Here is a 17,430-nt window from a genome sequence, read left to right as displayed (position 1 = left end):
GAGCCTGCCGCCGCCTCGGGTGGCGGGACCTGCGGGAAAGCCCGAATAGGCCAGCCTGGCGCACCTCTTTGATATACTGGACAGTCGAGATCGCCAAGAGCATTTGGGGCTATTTCCGGACCTCCTGCCCACCGGCATCCATTGTCGAGGATTCGGCCCGGTTTCCCAACCCGAAAGGAGCATCCATGGACACCCCCGTAGCCCTGGTCCCCGCACTACGGGATAACTACGTGGCGCTGCTGCACTCTCCCAACGGCCGCAACGTCGCCATCATCGATCCTTCGGAGGCGGATCCGGTGAAGCGCTTTCTGGAGGAGCGGGACCTGCAGCCGGTGGCCATCTTCAACACCCACCACCACCCCGATCACGTGGGCGGCAACCGGGAGCTGCAAAAGGCCTACGACCTGCCGGTTTACGGCGCCGCGGAGGATCGCGACCGCATCCCGGGGCTGACCCATCCCATGTACGACGGCGACCGGGTAACGCCCCCCGGTCTGGACCGCGTGGGCATCCTCTGGGATATCCCCGGCCACACCCGCACCCATACCGCCTTCCTCTTTCCCGAGGACGAGCTGGTCTTCGCCGGGGACACCCTGTTCGTCGCTGGCTGCGGCCGGTTGTTCGAGGGTTCCGCCGAGCAGATGGAGACCAGCCTCTCCCGCCTGGCCGGCCTTCCCGATTCCACGCAGGTATATTGCGGTCATGAATATACCGTCAAGAATCTGGAGTTCGCCCTGGCGGTGGAGCCGGATAACGGGGAGATTGCGGAGAAGCTGCAATGGGCGCGGGAGAAGCGCCGGAAGGAGGAGCCCACCCTGCCCTCCACCATCGGCGCGGAGAAGCGGACCAATCCGTTCCTGCGGGTGCGCGAGCCCGCGGTCCGGGAGGCCGCCGGCGGCCGCGGAGCGGCCGACAGCGACCCGGTGTCCGTATTCGCCGCCCTCCGGGATTGGAAGGATCGGTTCTAGCCCGCCGCGCTCAGAACAGGTAGTAGGGCTGCTCCGCGCGCTCCTTGGAGCAGTACATGGCCTGATCCGCCCGGTTGAGCAGCAGATCCGCTTGATCGCCGTGCTTGGGGGCCATGGCGATGCCGATGCTCGCCCCCAATTCCACCGTCACGCCGTCGGCATTCAGGGTGACGGGCCGGGACATGGACCGGAAGAGCTTGCGCGCGAGCTCCGCCGCCATGTCTTCGCCGGGCAGATGCTTGAGCAGGACCACGAACTCATCGCCGCCGAAGCGGGCCACCGTATCCCCTTCGCGCAGGGCTTCCCGCATACGCCCGGCCATTTCCCGCAGCACTTGGTCGCCCGCCTCGTGGCCGTACGTATCGTTGACCGCTTTGAAGGCATCCAGATCCACGAACAACAGGGCCAGCCGGTCCCGCCCCTGCGGCTCCCGGTGACGGTCGGCGAGTGCCTGGGTTAGCCGGTCGTGGAGCAAGCGGCGGTTCGGCAGGCCGGTAAGGGGATCGTGATTGGCCAGGTGCTTGATGGCGGCCTCCCGCTCCTTTTCCTCGGTGACATCGCTGAATACCGTCACATAGTTCGTGGCCTCGCCGAGCTCGTTCCGTACCACCGAAACGGTCAGCCGGGCAATGAAAACGGCCCCGCTCTTGCCGAGGGCGCTGAGCTCGCCCCGCCAGTGGCCTTTTTCCGACAGAATACGTCCCAGCTTGCTGAAGAACGCCGTGCCGTTCTCGCCGGCGCCCAGGAAACGGCTGTCCCAGCCCACCACCTCCTCGGCGGAATACCCGGTCATCGTGGTGAACGCCTCGTTCACCATCTCCACCCGGCCTTCCGCGTCCAGGATCATCATGCCCTCGGCGGACGCCTCGAAAACCGCTGTGGCCAGACGGAGGTATTTGTCCGCTCGCTTGCGGGGGGTAATGTCCCGGAGGATTAGCTGGCCCTGGTTGCCCCGTGCTTGCTGGAGGGGAATGGCCATGAACTTGCAGGCGGAGGGACACCGGCCGTCGGCCTTCAGGCATTCGCCTTCCTGGAATTCGTCGTGCGGCTGGAGGCCGGCGATCACCCGGTCCAGCCGCCACGCCAGCTCGGGATCCTGCGGGCAGTTCAGGAACTCGGTCACTTCGCGCCCCTGGATCTCGGCCAGCGAGGAAACCCCGAATAGCTCCAGGGCGGCGGGATTGGCGAAGGTCATGCCCTCGTTGTTGTACAGAACCACGCCGTCCGGGAGGTTCTCCACGAGCGTTTGCAGGCTCTCCTGGCTTTTCTTGAGGGCGTAATCCGCTTTCTGCCGATGCACGGCGAAGCGCAGGGTCCGGATCAGGAGCTCGGCATCCATGCCGCCCTTGTGCAGATAGTCCTGGGCCCCGGCTTCCATGGCCGCCTGCCCGGGCACTTCCTCATCGGTGCCCGTAAGCACCACCAGCGGAATTTCCGGGAAGGAGCGGGTAAGGATCTGGATGGAGGGCAGTCCGCGGCAATCGGGGAGCACCAGATCGAGGAGCACCACGTCGAAGGGCTGGTAACGCAAGCGGGCGAGGGCGCCCGCCAGGCGGTCGCAGGTCTGCATCTGGATCCGGCTTTTTGGGCCGGCGGGCAGCATGGTCCGGATCAAACGGATCAGCCCGGAGTTGTTGGAGACCAGGAGGAGCTTCAAGGGCGGGGCCAGGGCCGCACGCTCCTTCCGGGTACCCACGGGCGAAGCCAGGAGTCCTCCTTCCCGACCCAGGCGGGGGACCTGCCCTGAGCCGCCGAAATCGCTTCCGGACGGAATCCACACCGCTGCCCCTCCTGACGGCCCTGCCCCGCCTGTGGACGGGAGCCCGGCGCCCATGACATTTACCGGCCCAGCCGTCCGGCCACGCCTCCTGACGGAGCCGAATCTCCGGGCGATACAGACAGAAGTAGCATCCGATTGTTCGGTGGGGAAAGAAGGGTTATCGATAAGGATCAAGAAAGCCGCTCAGGCATGGGCGGGAAGGCGGGCCCGCGCCGCGTGAGCCCGGCGTCCCCCCTGCCCGTTCCGGATACCCCGACACCGATCGCGGCCTAGCCGCCCGCCTCCAGGTTCAGACCCACCACCCCGAGGATAATCATGGCGATGCTGGCCAGCTTGAGGGAGGTGACCATTTCCTGGAAAAAGGCGATGCCCACCAGGGCGATCAAGGCCGTTCCGGTTCCCGCCCAGACCGCGTAGGCCACCCCGATCTCGATGCGCTTCACGGCCATCGTCAGGCATGCGAAGGACAGTCCGTACAGCAAGGCCATGAGCACCGAGGGCACCGGACGGGAAAACCCGTCGGATAATTTCATGCAGGTGGTTCCCGCCACTTCCAGAACGATGGCCGCCAAGAGGAATCCCCAAGCCTGCATGCGTACGCTCCTCCGGAGTGGCGGCGGATCGGGAGAGACACGCTCCGCCGGCACGGTCGCCCCGAAGGGTTTACTCCCCTTTCAGGGCCTGGACGCGCTCAATGGGTGACGGATGGGAATGGAAGGTCCGGGCGTAGAGGGGGTCGGGAGTCAGGGTGCTGGCATTCACCCGGTACAGGGCCACCAGGGCCTGGGCCAGCGCATCGGGATCACTGTATCGGGCGGCAAAGGCATCGGCCTCAAGCTCCCGACGCCGGGACCACCAAGCCCCCAGAGGCTGCAAAAAGAAGGCGAACCAGGGGCCCGTCAGCACGAGCAGGGTCAGGAATGCAGGATCCGAGGGGCGCGCCACCCCCAGGCCGGTGTAGAACCAGCCCTCTCCCCTCAGCCAGGCCAGCAGCGCCATAACCCCGAGGGTGGCGAGGACATTCAGCACGAAGCCCGAGCGGATGTGGGCCAGCCGGTAGTGGCCGAGCTCGTGCGCCAGCACCGCCTCCACTTCCGGCGGAGCGAGCGTGTCCAGCAGGGTGTCGAAGAACACCACGCGCTTGGCCCGCCCCATACCGGTGAAATAAGCGTTCCCGTGGGTGGTGCGCCGGGAGGCGTCCATGACGTACACCCCCTTCAGGCTGAATCCGCACCGCTGCAGGAGGCCGAGAATTCTTTGCCGTAGACGGGGCTCCTCCAGAGGGGTGAACTCGTGGAATAGCGGCGCGATCCACTTCGGATACAGCCAGGTCAGGGTCAGGGTAAATGCCGTCCACAGGCCCCAGGCGTACAGCCACCAGAGCAACCCGCCGCGGTCCATTAGGACCAGGAAAGCGGCCACCAGCGGCCCCGCCAGCAACAGCGTCAGCACCCCCTCCTGCAGCAAGTCGCCGATGAACAGCCCGGAACTGCGCCGGTTGAACCCGAATTCCGCCTCCACCCTGAAGGTCCGGTAGATTCGAAAGGGGAGGCCGGCCAGGGCCACCAGCAGGCCCACCGTAAGGACGGCGCCCACCCCCCATACCACGACGGGGGCTCCGCTTCCCGCCCAGAAAGCCAGGATACCCGCCAGTCCTCCGCCCAGCGTGAGCGCCAAAAGGAGCAGCGCCTCCACTACGGTCTCGGCCATGCTCACGCGCGCCTGTGCGCAGGCGTAGTCCGCCGAGCGGGCGTGGCTCTCGGCGGATATCGTATCCCGGAAGGCCGCAGGGACGAGGGCGCGGTGGGCCTGAACGTGGCGCCACTGCCGGTCCAGTAGCCATAACCGGACGGCAGCCACCACGGCCACCACGGCCGGGAAGACCCAGCTGAAGATGTTCATAAGGGGAGCTCAGGCGTTTTCGGGGACCAGGGCCAGCAAGCGGCGACGGCGCCAGTGCTCCGCCACCACCCGGTGCACACGCTCCGGGCTCGCGGCCTCCAGGGCTTTCAGCCGTTCCTCCCGGGGCACCGTTCGCCCATGATAAAGGATATCGCCCACGGCCTGGGAGAGCCGCTGCTCTAGCGTCTCCCCGCTGCGGAGCAAGCCGGAGCGCAGGCTGTGCCGCGCCCGCTCCACTTCCTCCGGCTCGAACCCCTCGGCCACCATGCCATCGAGGATCTCCCGAACCAGATCCGCTGCCCGCTCGCGCTCCTCGGCGGGACAGGCCAGATAGACCGCCCACAGCCCGCAATCGCGCAGGCTGTCAAGCTCCGAATACACGGTGTAGGCCAGTCCGCGCTCCTCGCGAAGCTGCCGGAAAAGCCGCGAAGTGACCGAGGCACCGAGGATATGGTTGGCTATTCCGGCGGCGAAACGGTCCTCGTCCAGCCGCGCCGTGCCGGGGGCGCAGATTCCCACGTGGGCCTGCTCCACATGGCCGTCGAGGATGCCTTCCCCGGCGCTGAACGCGGGGGGTCGGTCGGCGGGACGCTCGCCCCTGGGCAGTTCCCCGAGCTCCCGGGCGCACTGATCCCGGACGGCCTCGGGATCCACGTCCCCGGCCAGAGCCACCGTGATCCGGCCCCCGGTGTAGCTGCGGGCATGGTACGCCGCCAGACGCTCCCGATCGGTTTCGGCAATAACGTCGGGGTTGCCGAGTATGGGCGCGCCGGCGGCATGCTCCGGCCACCCCTCCGCCACCAGCCTGTCCAGGAGCCAGGATTCGGGGTCCTCCCGCACCATGGCGGCTTCCGCGGCCACCACGCGCCGCTCCCGCTCCAGCTCCTCGGCGGGAAAGGCGGGCCGGGCCACCATGTCGGCGAGCAGGTGCAGCGCGTCGGCCGCGTCCTCGCGCAGCACCTCGAGGGTATAGGCGGTAAGCTCCCGCCCCGTCCAGGCATCCACCTCGGACCCGTAGCGGTCCATGGCCTCCGCGGCGTCACGCACGGTGAAGTCCCGCGTCCCCTTGAAGACCATGTGCTCGAGGAGATGCGCCAATCCGCTCTCCTCGGGCCCCTCGAAGCGACTGCCGTTCTCCACCCAGATCCCCAGGGCCACCGCGGGATGGCCGGGCTCCGGACGCACCAGAACCCGGACCCCGTTATCGAGCAGATAAACGGTTTCCGGGACGGCGTCGGCGCGACGGTTGAAAGCGGGGAAAAGGGTGCTCATGGCATCCCGTCGGGGTCTACGGGCACGGCTGTTCGGTGGCGTCTCAACCGGCGTCCAGGACCTTCTTGGACAGCCGGATACGGCCCCGGTTGTCGATCTCCAGCACCTTAACCCGGACCATGTCGCCCTCGTTGAGGTAGTCGGTAACCTTCTCCACGCGCTCCGGAGCGATCTCGGAGATGTGCAGCAGGCCGTCCGTTCCCGGGAGGATATTCACGAAGGCGCCGAAATCCGTAATCCGGACCACCTTGCCTTCGTAGATCTTGCCCTCCTCCACTTCCTCAACGGTCTTCTCGATGCGCCGCTTGGCCTCCTCGGCACCCTCGGCGTTGGTGGAGGAGATGTAGACCGTGCCATCATCGTCGATATCGATGCTGGTTCCGGTCTCTTCGGTGAGGGTGCGGATATTCTTGCCCCCGGGCCCGATGATGTCTCGGATCTTCTCCGGCTTGATCTTCAAAGTGATCATGCGCGGGGCATACTGGGAAAGTTCCGTGCGGGCCTGATCGATCACCCGGCCCATCTCCCCGAGGATGTGCATGCGGCCGTCGCGGGCCTGCTCGAGGGCATTGGCCATGATCTCCCGCGTGATACCGGCGATCTTGATATCCATCTGCAGGGCGGTCACGCCGTTCTTCGTCCCCGCAACCTTGAAATCCATGTCGCCGAGATGGTCCTCGTCGCCGAGGATGTCGGAGAGCACCGCGAACTCGTCGCCCTCTTTCACCAGCCCCATGGCGATGCCGGCCACCGGGTCCTCGATGGGACAGCCCGCGTCCATCAGGGCGAGGGAGGTGCCGCAGACGGTGGCCATGGAGGAGCTGCCGTTGGACTCCAGGATCTCCGAGACCACGCGGAGGGTGTACGGGAAGTCCTCGTGGCTCGGGATCACCGCCTCCAGGGCCCGCTTGGCCAGCTTGCCGTGGCCGATCTCCCGCCGCTTGGGCGACCCCATGAAGCCGGTCTCGCCGGTACAGAAGGGTGGGAAGTTGTAGTGAAGCATGAAGCGCTCACGGGTCTCCCCCTCCAGCGCGTCGATCACCTGGGCATCCTGCCCCGAGCCCAGCGTGGCGACCACCAGGGCCTGCGTCTCCCCGCGGGTAAAGACGGCGGAGCCGTGGGTTCGTGGCAGAACGCCCGTCTCCACGGTAATGGGCCGGATATCCGTGAGACTGCGGCCGTCGATCCGCGGCTCGCCGGCCAGGACGTCCTCGCGGACGATGCGGCTCTCCAGCTCCTTGAACAGATCCTTGATCTCGCCGGCACGGTCGGGATCCCCTTCCGGATCCACCTCCAGGGCCTCGAACAGCTTGTCCTTGGCCTCGCCCACCGCGTCCTGACGATCCTGCTTCTCACGGATGGCATAGGCCGCGCGCAGATCGGCTTCCGCGATCTCGCGCACCTGCGCCGCCAGCTCGGCATCCGATTCGGGCTCCTCCCACTCCCAGCGGGGCTTGCCCACGGTAGCCGCCAGATCGTTGATGGCGGAGATCACGGGCTGCATCTTCTCGTGGCCGAACAGCACCGCGTCCAGCATGGTTTGTTCGGAGAGGCGGTTGGCCTCCGACTCCACCATCAATACGGCCTCGCCGGTACCGGCCACCACCAGGTCCAGATCGGAGGACTCCAGCTCCTCGAAGGTGGGATTGAGCACGAACTCGCCGTCCACGTAGCCCACCCGCGCACCGCCGATGGGACCGTCGAAGGGAATCCCGGAGATGGCCAGGGCGGCGGAGGCGCCGATCATGGCCGGGATATCCGGATCGTTCTCGCCGTCAGCGGACAGCACGGTGGCGACGATCTGGGTTTCGTTGAGGAAAGAGTCCGGAAACAGAGGGCGGATGGGCCGGTCGATGAGCCGGCAGGTCAGCGCTTCCTTCTCGGAGGGCCGGCCTTCCCGCTTAAAAAAGCCGCCGGGGATCTTCCCGGCGGCAAAGGTGCGCTCCTGATAGTTCACTGTCAGCGGGAAGAAGGCCTGTCCCGGCTTGGCCTCCTTCCGGGCCACCGCGGTGACCAGCACCACAATGTCGCCGAGCGTCACGGTTACGGCCCCGTCCGCCTGGCGGGCACGGTTGCCGGTCTCCAGCGTGAGCGGTTGCCCGCCGTATTCGAGTTCTACCTTGTGAGCTTCGAGCGGCAAAGGGGGCTCCTGAGGGGTTATTTGCGGATCCCGAGACGTTGGATCACGGTGCGATAGCGGTTCACGTCCTTGCCCTTCAGGTAGTCGAGCAGCTTGCGCCGCTTACCGACCATCTTGAGCAGGCCGCGCCGACTGTGATGGTCCTGCTTGTGATCCTTCAGGTGCTCGGTCAGCTCGGTGATCCGAGTAGTGAGCAGCGCGATCTGCACCTCCGGAGAGCCGGTGTCGTTGTCGTGCTGCTTGAATTCACTGATGACTTCATTTTTCTGCTCGGCGGTCATGGTCATGCCGCAAAAACCCCTCGGTTGCAATCCATTCCGTCCAGACCCGCTTGCTTGTGCGAATCCGGCGCGGCGGAGAAACGTCAATGCCCCGGGATCAACCGGGGCGTGAAGGCTTAATTCTAGACCCAGTGGCGGCTGCGGAGCAAGCGGGCCCCGCTTTTCAGGGCAGATGGAAGAGCCGCTTGGGGGCCACGCGCCCGTCCGCCAGCGTGGCCCCAACACCCAGGAACTTCCCGGAATCGTCGTAGAGCCGGAGGAACTGGCCCTCCGGGGCCTTGGGCACCATAACGGGCTGCCCCTGCAGGAGGTAGTAGGCCGCGGTCTCGCCGAGCTCCACGGCCGGGAAATCGCTCAGCGCCGCATCGACGGCGAGCACCCGGTGGCGGCGCTCCTCGAAGGATTGCTCCTCCAGGGTCTCCAGCGCCACGGCATCCTCGATACGGAAGGGGCCGGAGGCGGTGCGCCGCAGCTCCGAGAGGTGGGCGAAGCAGCCCAGTGCCCGGCCGATATCGGTGGCCAGGGTCCGGATGTAGGTGCCCTTGGAGCAGCGGATATCCAGCTCTAGCTGCTCCCCATCTAGGGAAAGGAGCCGGAGCTCGTGGATCTGCACCGTCCGCGATTTGGGCTCCTCCACCTCCTCGCCGCGGCGCGCCTTCTTGTAGAGCGGCTCGCCGCCCTGCTTGATCGCGGAGTAGATGGAAGGCACCTGCTCGATCTCGCCCGTAAACCGTTCCAGCACCTCGCGGACACGTTGCTCATTCAGCTCTACTGGGGCGCTCTCTACCACGTCGCCCTCGGCGTCCCCGGTGGTGGTCTCCTGGCCGAGACGGAGCGTTGTCCAGTAGCGCTTGTCGGCCTCCAGCAGGAACTTGGAAACCTTGGTCCCCTCGCCGAAGCAGAGCGGCAGCAGCCCGGTGGCCATTGGGTCCAGGCTGCCCGTGTGCCCGGCCTTTCGGGCCTTCAGGAGCTTTTTGGCCTTTTGCAGCGCGGCGTTGGAGGAGAGTCCCCGGGGCTTATCCAGCAGCAGGATCCCGTTGACGGCATCGCTCATAAGACGGCTTTCATCCTGTTCGGAGTTAACGGATGCAGGGGGCCGCGGAGGTTTATCCCGCGCGGTTGAGCTCTTCCTGGATGCTGGCCACCAGCCGGTCCCGGGCCTGATCCAGCGGAAGCTCCAGGCGGCACCCCGCGGCCCGGGCATGCCCGCCCCCACCAAATCGCTCGGCGACGCGCGACACATCCACCTGCTTCTTGGAGCGCAGACTGGCCTTGTAGGCAGTTTCCTCGAGCGTGGGGCGCAGGAGGACCGCCACTTCCACGCCCGCCACCGAGCGCGGCAGCTCCACCAAACCTTCGGCGTCCTCGGGGGCGGCGTCCGCGCGCTGGTAGGCACCGGGATCCAGCGGGATGATACCGATGCGCCCGTCGCCGTGGAACTCCAGCAGCCGCAGGGCCTCGCCCATCATCCGCAGCCGGGAGGGCGGATTGTTCTCGTGCAGGGCGTGATGGACGGTGTACGGCGTGGCCCCCGCCCGCACCAGCTCGGTGACCGCCTCGAAGGTGGTCACATCGGTATTGCTGTAGCGGAAAAACCCGGTATCGGTGGCAATCGCCGTGTAGAGGCACAAGGCCGTTTCGGAGCCGATGGGCGCCCCGATCTCCTCCAGGAGCTGGAAGGCCAGCAGGCCAGTGGCGGAGGCTTCCGGGATCACCACGTTCATGTCGCCGTAGCGCTCGTTGGAACGGTGGTGATCGAGGTTGATGACCGTGCCGAACCGGGAACGATCCCCGGGTGCGTCCCCGAGGCGCTCCCAGTCGCCGCAATCCAGTGTCAGCAGAACGTCCCAGTGCTTTCCGTCCCCCGGCCCGCTGCGCACGAAGTCGCCGGCGGGCAGGAAGGACAAGTAAGAAGGCACCGGGTCGGCGATGCCGAGAAGGGCCTCCTTGCCCATGGCCGCCAGGCCTTTGGCCAAGCCCAGACCGGAGCCGATGCCATCGCCGTCCGGACTGACATGGGTGGAGAGCAGCACGCTGTCGGCCTGGGCGATGCAGGCTGCCGCATCGGCCAGGGTCGCCTCATTCGCCATCGGTTTCCCCGTTATGGAGCGAACGGAGCAGGCGGTTCATGCGATCGCCCTGCTCCAGGGAGTCGTCGTAGGCAAAGTACAGGTGCGGAACCGAGCGCAGGGTGAGCCGGCGGCCGATCTGGCCGCGGATGTACCCGCTGGCACGCTCCAGGCTTTCCTGAACCGCATCCCGGTCCTCGTCGGCCTCGGTGCCGGGCATGCACGAGTAGTGGACCCGCGCCGACTTGAGGTCCGGGGCCACGTCCACCTTCAGAATGCTGACCCAGGCCAGGCGCGGATCGCGGAGCTCGGTCTGCACCAGCGGGCCCAGCTCCTGTTGGATGAGCTCCCCCACACGTCGCGTTCGGGAGGTTTCTTGACTCAACGATGCTTCCTTCGCCCGCGGCCTGCTGGACCGGCGGGCCCTGACGGACCGGATGGCCGAGCGGATCGCTGTCCCCGCCCGGAGCGAGAGGCCACGCTTTGCCGAGGGAATGCCGGTGGCCGGCGGCCGGCGCCCGCCGCCGTCAGTCCAGGGTCCTGGCGGTCTCCCGGGATTCGTAGCATTCCAGGACATCGCCGATCTTCAGGTCGTTGAAGTCCTTGATGCCCATACCGCACTCGTAGCCTTCCCGCACTTCCTTGGCGTCGTCCTTGAAGCGCTTGAGGGAGTCCAGCTGGCCATCGTAGACCACCACGTTGTCGCGCAGCACGCGAACCTTCGCGTTGCGGGTGACGTGGCCCTCGATGACCTGGCAGCCGGCCACGGTGCCCATCTTGGGCACGCGGAACAGATCCCGCACTTCGGCGCGGCCGGTGATCTCCTCGGTGATCTCCGGCTCCAGCAGCCCTTCCAGGGCCGCCTTGACCTGGTCCACGGCCTCGTAGATCACGCTGAAGTAGCGCACGTCCACGCCGTTCTGCTCGATCAGCCGCCGCGCGGAGGCCTCCGCGCGGACATTGAAGCCGATGATGATGGCCTCGGAGGCGAGCGCCAGGTTGACGTCCGACTCGTTGATACCGCCCACCTGGGCGTGGATCACCTTGACCTGCACTTCTTCGTTGGACAGCTTCTCCAGGGATTCGCGCATGGCCTCCACGGAGCCCTGGACGTCGGCCTTGAGCAGGATGGGCAGCTCGGCCACCTCGCCTTGCTGCATCTGCTCGAACATGCCCTCCAGCTTGGCGCGCTTGTTGGCGGCGATCTGCTGCTCCTTGGCGCGCTGGTGGCGCATTTCCGATATTTCGCGCGCCTTGCGCTCCTCGGTCACCACCTGCGCGTCGTCGCCGGCCTCCGGGACGCCGGAGAGCCCGAGCACCTCCACCGGCATGGAGGGGCCGGCATCCTCGACGTTATCACCGTACTCGTTCACAAGGGCCCGCACCCGGCCGTACTCGGGCCCCGCCAGGAGGACATCTCCCTGATGGAGCCGACCCTCGCGCACCAGGATGGTAGCCACCGGGCCGCGGCCTCGGTCCAGCTTGGATTCGATGACGATACCCTGGGCGGGGCCCTCGGCCACGGCCTGGAGCTCCAGCAGCTCCGACTGCAGAGCCACCATCTCCAGCAACGAGTCCACCCTGTCCCCGGTCTTGGCGGAGAGGTTCACGAACACGGTCTCGCCGCCCCAGTCTTCCGGGATCAGACCGTGCTGGGACATCTCCTGCTTGACCTTTTCCGGCTCCGCATCTGGAAGGTCGCACTTGTTCACGGCCACCACGATGGGGACCTCCGCCGCCTTGGCGTGGTCGATGGCCTCCATGGTCTGGGGCTTAATACCGTCATCGGCGGCCACCACCAGGATCACCATGTCGGTGACCTGCGCGCCGCGCGCCCGCATGGCGGTGAAGGCCTCGTGCCCCGGGGTATCCAGGAACACCAGGGTGCCGTTATCCGTATCCACGTGGTAGGCGCCGATATGCTGGGTGATTCCGCCGGCCTCGCCCGCGGCGACCTTGGCCTTACGGATGTAGTCCAGCAGCGAGGTCTTGCCATGGTCCACGTGGCCCATGACCGTTACTACGGGAGGGCGGGCCACCGCCTCGCCCTGGGGTTTTTCGGCCGCCAAGACCTCCTCCTCGAGGGCTTCCTCCGATACGTGCTTCACCTTGTGCCCGAGCTCCTCGACCACCAGGGTGGCCGTATCGGAGTCCAGGGTGTCGTTCTTGGTAACCATGACGCCCATCTTGAAGAGCTGCTTGATCAGCTCGGTGGCCTTCAGGGCCAGCCGGTTGGATAGCTCCTCCACGGAGATGGTGTCGGGTACGGCCACTTCGCGAACCTGAGGCTCGGGACGCTCGAAGCCGCGGCGGTCCTCGCGCTTCCGCCCTTCACGCTTGGCGCGCTTTTCACGCTTCTTACGCTGCTTCTTGGATTCGAAGCCCTCTTCCTCGGAAGCCTCCTTGTTCCGGAGCTCTTCTTCCTGTTCCTTACGTCCCTTCTTGCTCTTGCCCTTGTCGGGGGCGGGGCCCTCCTCCGGGGCAGGCTGCTCCGCGGGCGCACCTTCCACGGCGGCGGCCTCCTCCGCAGGGGCTTCCTCGACCGCCGTCTGCTGCTCGGCCGGCTCGGCCTCCTCTTCCATCGGGGCCTCTTCACGCTCCGTAGTCTCTTCGCCTTCCTCGGTCTCCGGCGCGGCCTCGGCTTCCGCCGTACTCGGCGCCTCGTGCTCCTCGGCAACGGGCGCGGAGCCGGCGGCAGCCCCCTCCATTTCCAGCTCGGCAGCCTCGGCGCCTACGGTTTCCGCTTCCGGCTCTTCGTCGCCCAGCTCTTCGTCGCGGCGCCGCTTGACGAAGGTCCGCTTCTTGCGCACCTCCACCTCCACGGTCCGGGATCTCCCGTGGGAGAAGCTCTGCTTCACCTGCCGGTTGGACCGGCGCTTGAGCGTGATCTTGCTGGGTGCCGGCTCCTCTTCCTCGTCGGCACCGCCATGGCTCTTGCGCAGATAAGCGAGCAGCTGGCGCTTATCCTCGTCGTTGACGAACTGATCGGCGGAGTGCTTCTCCACCCCGGCGGCCCGTAACTGCTCGAGGAGCTTTTCGTCGGACGTCCCCATCTCGCGGGCGAATGTGGATACCTTAACCTTGCCCATCACCATTCTCCTCTCTCAGCCGATTCCAGCGCACCGCCAGAGCCTGAATCTTGTCCGCCATGCGGGGGTGCGTAACGGTGGCCACCCCCACTTCAGCCGGTCCAAGGACTCCCCCCAGCTCACTCTTGGCCGGGGCCCGAAAGACCCGATCCCCGCCTGCCCGGCTGCACATGTCGGTTACTGTTCGTTGTGCCGCGTCCACGGCAATCAGCACCCAATCCGCCTGTCCCGCGGAGAGGGCATCGGTCACGCGATCGCTACCCCACACCACGGCCCCGAAACGATGGGCGTGCCCCAGCTGCTCCCTCAAAAGTCGCTCCAGGCCGTCAAGGGCTTCGATACGCAGTTCCTCCGCGGATTGCTCGGGAGGCTTCGCCTCCAGGGCCCGCGGGACCCCTTTGGGCTGTAGGCCCTTGCGGATGCACGCCCTCCGCGGACACAGATAGGCGCCCCGCCCCGGGAGCTTGTCCCGAAGATCCAGCACCGGGAGCCGGTTGGGTCCAAGAACGAAGCGCAATAGCTCGCCTTTCGGGTGTACCTGACGGCAGGCACAGCATTGGCGCTCGGGGTTCGCCATGTATTCTCGTTCAGCCCTCCGTGTGGCCGGAGGCCTGTTCGCCTCCTTCGAACCAGGGCCGACGGGCAGCCATGATCAGGTCCTGGGCCTGTTGCTCGGTGATGCCTTCGATGTCGAGCAGCTCATCCACCGCCGAGTCGGCCAGGTCCTCCTGGGATTTGACGCCGCCACTCACCAAGCGGCGGGCGGTGGCCTCGTCCATGCCCTCCACCTCCATGAGGGACGGATCCATTTCCGACTCCAGGCGCTCCTCTTCGGCGATGGCCTTGTTGAGCAGGGCATCGCGGGCCCGGGTGCGGAGCTCCTGGGCGATCTCCTCGTCGAACTCCTCGATGGAGGCGAGCTCCGAGAGGGGGACGTAGGCGATCTCCTCCAGGCTAGTAAAGCCTTCCTCGGCGAGAATCCCGGCCACCTCCTCGTCGGTCTCCAGCTGCTCCATGAACAGCTTTTGGTAGACCTCGAATTCCTTGGTCCGTTTCTCGCGCTCCTCCTCCTCGGTGAGGATATCGATCTCCCAGCCGGTAAGCTGACTGGCTAGCCGAACGTTCTGGCCGCCGCGTCCGATGGCGAGGGAAAGCTGGTCCTCGTTCACCACCACGTCGATGGTGTGGAGCTCCTCGTCCACCACCACCCGGCTGATCTCCGCAGGAGACAAGGCATTGCAGACGAAGGTGGCCGCATCGCCGGTGTGCTGAATGATATCCACCCGCTCGCCGGCGAGCTCGTCCACGACCTTCTGCACCCGGGAACCGCGCAGGCCGACGCACGCCCCTACGGGATCGATCCGATCATCGGAGGTGGACACGGCGATCTTGGCGCGCGATCCCGGATCCCGGGCGGCCCCGCGGATCTGGATGATGCCCTCGGCGATCTCCGGCACTTCCAGCTCGAAGAGGCGCACGATCAGCTGCGGATGGGTCCGCGACAGGAAGACCTGCGGGCCGGATTGCGTCCGGCGCACATCATACAGGTAAGCCCGTACTCGGTCCCCCGCGCGCAGATTCTCACGCGGGATCTGCTCGTTGCGGGGCAGGATGGCCTCGGTACGGTTCAGGTCGATGATGGCGTTGCCGCGCTCCATGCGCTTGATGACGCCGGTGATCAGCTCACCGACCCGGTCCTCGTACTCTTCCACCACCATGTCCCGCTCGGCCTCACGGACCTTCTGCAGGATCACCTGCTTGGCGGTCTGGGCGGCGATGCGCCCGAACTCGATGGGCGGCAGATCCTCCTCGACGGTACCGCCCACCTCCACCTCGGGATCCCGTTCCCGGGCCTCGGAGAGGTGCATCTCCTGCTCGGGCTCTTCGAGCTCGGCGTCGTCGGGCACCACCGTCCAATACCGGATGCTCCGGAAATCACCGGTATCCTTGTCAATCTCCACCCGGATGGCCTTGTCCTGGCCGTACTTCTTCTTGGATACGGTGGTCAGGGCCGCTTCCATGGCCTGGAAGATGATGTCCTTATCGACGCCCTTCTGCCGGGCAACCGAATCGACCACCATCAGGATTTCGCTACTCATAGGCGGAGCATCCTCCGATCCTGCCGAATCTGGTGTCACTGGCCTACAAATCCGCCACTAAATGGGCCTTGGCAATCTGCTCCCGGGGGATGGCGGCCCGCCCGGCCGGCGTATTCAAGATCACCTGCCCTTCCTCCAGACCGATCAGCGTGCCGGTAAAGCTGCGCTGCCCGTCAACCGGCCCGAAGGTCTTGATTTTCACTGTCTCGCCCGCGAACCGCTGGTAGTCCTCGTCCTTACGCAGCGGGCGGTCCACGCCGGGCGAGGAGATCTCCAGGCTGTACTCGCCGGGAATGGGGTCCTCGCCGTCGAGGACTTCCTCGACGGCTCCGCTTACCGCCTCGCAGTCGTCCAGAGTCACCCCGCTCGGGGTGTCGATGAACAAGCGCAGGACACGGTTCCCACTACCGCCCACAAGCTCGAGCTCAACCAGCTCATAGCCCATGGCGCGGACCGTGGGCTCCAGCATCTGGATGAGCCCATCCCGTCCGATCGCCGACATTGCCTGCCTCGGTCACCTGAAATAAAAAAAAGCGGGTGCGCGACCCACTTTTCGGGATTGGCCGAACTCCATGGAATCCCGAATTCTACCATTAGATCCAGGGATTCCCAACCCTTGCCCCTTTGAGACCAGTACGCGCCCTATTGGTTCCTGGGCTCGGAAAGGGCGTAGGCGAAGAATCGCTGCGCATTGGTCAGCCGGATTTTCCGCGCAAGATCTTGTGGAAGCGCACGAAGCCAGCGCCGGTGATAGTCAAGGAACTGCTCGAACCGCCGCCATCCCGTGTCGGCGGTATCCCAGCGGAACACCATCCCCGGAGGCCAGACCGGATCGGAGCCGATCATGAACCGCTCGGGGAAGCGCTCGAACAGTCGGCGCCAGGCCTCCGGCAGGCTGCCGTCTTCCGCGGCGAAGCGCCCATAGCGCCAGGGATCCCGTGCGGACAGCTCGGTCCATACATTGGGACACGCCTCCATCAGGGCCCCCACGGCTTCCGGCCCCATGCGGGCGCCCGCATGGGCCCATTGGAAGCGGACCCCGGGATTGCTCCGGCAGACCGGGAGGAAATACCGGTGGTCCGAGGCTTCCGCATGGACCAGAACCGGAACCTCGAACTCCCGGGCAAGATCCAGGAGCCCCTGGAAGACCGGATTGCTCCAGGGGGGACCGATACTCGCGACGAAGTGCACCTCGCCAATGCCGTGAAACCGGCCGGAGGCCAGGGCCGCCCTGGTCCGCTTGAGGACCCGTTCGTCCCGGTGCCAATCCAATCGCCCCCGGTGATGGATATAGGGACTGAAAAAGGCGATCACGGGCATCGAAGCGGCCTCTTTCAGCTTGAGCGCCCGCGCCGCCGGAACCCCGGAGACCACGCCGAAGGCGACTTTGTTCCGGGCTAGCTTCTCCGCGGCCACCTCCGGCGGGGTGACCTCCTCATGATCCCAGTTGTAATGGAGATGCACATCGGCCACGGGCTGCGGCTCGGCTGCTGCCATGCCGCTGACCAGAAAGAGGGCGACCAAGGCTGCAAGGCCCTGTCGGCCTATGGACCCGTCAAAACCACGCACTCTTCTGCAGCTCCGTTGGAAAAGGGAAATGGACCGCAAAACCTCAATTACATTCTACGCCCGGCAACAGTCCCCCAAAAATCGGGCCGCCAGCGGAACCTGCGGCATTCGCACCATCCCTTATCCCCGAATGCGCCGAGCCCATTCCCTGTTCGCAAAAAAAAAGCCCCCGGGGGGACCCCGGGGGCTTGGCGAAAATGCCTGGCGGTGACCTACTTTCGCACGGGGAGGCCCCGCACTATCATCGGCGCGCCGCGTTTT

General features: G+C 66.2%; 15 protein-coding genes. 1 reads left to right on the top strand and 14 read right to left on the bottom strand.

The annotated features are described in order from the left end of the window. Positions 1 to 185 precede the first annotated feature (185 nt). Complete coding sequence (gloB, locus tag ACERLL_RS07895; protein WP_373655532.1) at positions 186 to 968, top strand: hydroxyacylglutathione hydrolase; 783 nt, start codon at positions 186 to 188, stop codon at positions 966 to 968. Positions 969 to 978: 10 nt separating this feature from the next. On the opposite strand, the gene ACERLL_RS07890 is transcribed toward gloB, so the two are convergent. The 14 genes from ACERLL_RS07890 to ACERLL_RS07825 form a co-directional block, all read right to left on the bottom strand. Beyond that, positions 979 to 2,748, bottom strand: a complete 1,770-nt coding sequence (locus ACERLL_RS07890) for a two-component system response regulator (RefSeq protein WP_373655531.1) — start codon at positions 2,746 to 2,748, stop codon at positions 979 to 981. A gap of 269 nt (positions 2,749 to 3,017) precedes the next feature. Then, on the bottom strand, positions 3,018 to 3,341 hold the full coding sequence (locus tag ACERLL_RS07885; protein WP_373655530.1) for a DMT family transporter: 324 nt from the start codon (positions 3,339 to 3,341) through the stop codon (positions 3,018 to 3,020). A 70-nt stretch (positions 3,342 to 3,411) separates the two neighbouring features. Next, a complete protein-coding gene (locus ACERLL_RS07880) occupies positions 3,412 to 4,650 on the bottom strand; it encodes a M48 family metallopeptidase (RefSeq protein WP_373655529.1) in 1,239 nt (412 codons plus the stop codon). Positions 4,651 to 4,659: 9 nt separating this feature from the next. Next, complete coding sequence (locus ACERLL_RS07875; RefSeq protein ID WP_373655528.1) at positions 4,660 to 5,922, bottom strand: M16 family metallopeptidase; 1,263 nt, start codon at positions 5,920 to 5,922, stop codon at positions 4,660 to 4,662. A 43-nt stretch (positions 5,923 to 5,965) separates the two neighbouring features. After that, entirely contained in the window at positions 5,966 to 8,062 is a 2,097-nt protein-coding gene (pnp, locus tag ACERLL_RS07870) for a polyribonucleotide nucleotidyltransferase (protein ID WP_373655527.1), read from the bottom strand. A gap of 17 nt (positions 8,063 to 8,079) precedes the next feature. Next, positions 8,080 to 8,349 carry a 30S ribosomal protein S15 gene (gene rpsO / locus ACERLL_RS07865; RefSeq protein WP_373655789.1) on the bottom strand — a complete coding sequence of 90 codons (270 nt, stop codon included), beginning with the start codon at positions 8,347 to 8,349 and terminating at the stop codon, positions 8,080 to 8,082. 157 nt (positions 8,350 to 8,506) lie between these two features. Continuing rightward, positions 8,507 to 9,397 carry a tRNA pseudouridine(55) synthase TruB gene (gene truB, locus ACERLL_RS07860; RefSeq protein WP_373655526.1) on the bottom strand — a complete coding sequence of 297 codons (891 nt, stop codon included), beginning with the start codon at positions 9,395 to 9,397 and terminating at the stop codon, positions 8,507 to 8,509. Between the two features lie 52 nt (positions 9,398 to 9,449). Beyond that, complete coding sequence (locus tag ACERLL_RS07855) at positions 9,450 to 10,433, bottom strand: DHH family phosphoesterase (protein ID WP_373655525.1); 984 nt, start codon at positions 10,431 to 10,433, stop codon at positions 9,450 to 9,452. Continuing rightward, positions 10,423 to 10,797: a 30S ribosome-binding factor RbfA gene (gene rbfA, locus ACERLL_RS07850; RefSeq protein ID WP_373655524.1), complete on the bottom strand. Its 375-nt coding sequence runs from the start codon at positions 10,795 to 10,797 to the stop codon at positions 10,423 to 10,425. The genes ACERLL_RS07855 and rbfA overlap by 11 nt, the downstream gene beginning before the upstream one ends. Positions 10,798 to 10,939: 142 nt before the next feature. Continuing rightward, positions 10,940 to 13,501: a translation initiation factor IF-2 gene (gene infB, locus ACERLL_RS07845; protein ID WP_373655523.1), complete on the bottom strand. Its 2,562-nt coding sequence runs from the start codon at positions 13,499 to 13,501 to the stop codon at positions 10,940 to 10,942. Continuing rightward, complete coding sequence (locus tag ACERLL_RS07840) at positions 13,488 to 14,078, bottom strand: DUF448 domain-containing protein (RefSeq protein WP_373655522.1); 591 nt, start codon at positions 14,076 to 14,078, stop codon at positions 13,488 to 13,490. The genes infB and ACERLL_RS07840 overlap by 14 nt, the downstream gene beginning before the upstream one ends. A gap of 10 nt (positions 14,079 to 14,088) precedes the next feature. Continuing rightward, a complete protein-coding gene (nusA, locus tag ACERLL_RS07835) occupies positions 14,089 to 15,600 on the bottom strand; it encodes a transcription termination factor NusA (protein WP_373655521.1) in 1,512 nt (503 codons plus the stop codon). A gap of 43 nt (positions 15,601 to 15,643) precedes the next feature. Then, positions 15,644 to 16,102, bottom strand: coding sequence for a ribosome maturation factor RimP (locus ACERLL_RS07830; RefSeq protein ID WP_373655520.1), 459 nt, complete (start codon positions 16,100 to 16,102; stop codon positions 15,644 to 15,646). Positions 16,103 to 16,242: 140 nt separating this feature from the next. After that, positions 16,243 to 17,124: an amidohydrolase family protein gene (locus ACERLL_RS07825; RefSeq protein WP_373655519.1), complete on the bottom strand. Its 882-nt coding sequence runs from the start codon at positions 17,122 to 17,124 to the stop codon at positions 16,243 to 16,245. Positions 17,125 to 17,430: the final 306 nt, after the last annotated feature.

The sequence above is a fragment of the Thiohalorhabdus sp. Cl-TMA genome (assembly GCF_041821045.1).
In the GTDB taxonomy this organism is placed as follows: Bacteria; Pseudomonadota; Gammaproteobacteria; order Thiohalorhabdales; family Thiohalorhabdaceae; genus Thiohalorhabdus; species Thiohalorhabdus methylotropha.
The sequence above is the reverse complement of the archived record's forward strand: the minus strand, read 5'-3'. Positions and strand labels throughout refer to the sequence as shown.

Excerpts from the sequence above, each read along its gene's own strand:
- gloB (WP_373655532.1), top strand. The coding sequence starts at position 186 with ATGGACACCCCCGTAGCCCTGGTCCCCGCACTACGGGATAACTACGTG.
- ACERLL_RS07885 (WP_373655530.1), bottom strand. The coding sequence starts at position 3,341 with ATGCAGGCTTGGGGATTCCTCTTGGCGGCCATCGTTCTGGAAGTGGCG.
- ACERLL_RS07880 (WP_373655529.1), bottom strand. The coding sequence starts at position 4,650 with ATGAACATCTTCAGCTGGGTCTTCCCGGCCGTGGTGGCCGTGGTGGCT.
- ACERLL_RS07875 (WP_373655528.1), bottom strand. The coding sequence starts at position 5,922 with ATGAGCACCCTTTTCCCCGCTTTCAACCGTCGCGCCGACGCCGTCCCG.
- rpsO (WP_373655789.1), bottom strand. The coding sequence starts at position 8,349 with ATGACCATGACCGCCGAGCAGAAAAATGAAGTCATCAGTGAATTCAAG.
- truB (WP_373655526.1), bottom strand. The coding sequence starts at position 9,397 with ATGAGCGATGCCGTCAACGGGATCCTGCTGCTGGATAAGCCCCGGGGA.
- ACERLL_RS07855 (WP_373655525.1), bottom strand. The coding sequence starts at position 10,433 with ATGGCGAATGAGGCGACCCTGGCCGATGCGGCAGCCTGCATCGCCCAG.
- infB (WP_373655523.1), bottom strand. The coding sequence starts at position 13,501 with ATGGGCAAGGTTAAGGTATCCACATTCGCCCGCGAGATGGGGACGTCC.
- ACERLL_RS07840 (WP_373655522.1), bottom strand. The coding sequence starts at position 14,078 with ATGGCGAACCCCGAGCGCCAATGCTGTGCCTGCCGTCAGGTACACCCG.
- nusA (WP_373655521.1), bottom strand. The coding sequence starts at position 15,600 with ATGAGTAGCGAAATCCTGATGGTGGTCGATTCGGTTGCCCGGCAGAAG.
- ACERLL_RS07830 (WP_373655520.1), bottom strand. The coding sequence starts at position 16,102 with ATGTCGGCGATCGGACGGGATGGGCTCATCCAGATGCTGGAGCCCACG.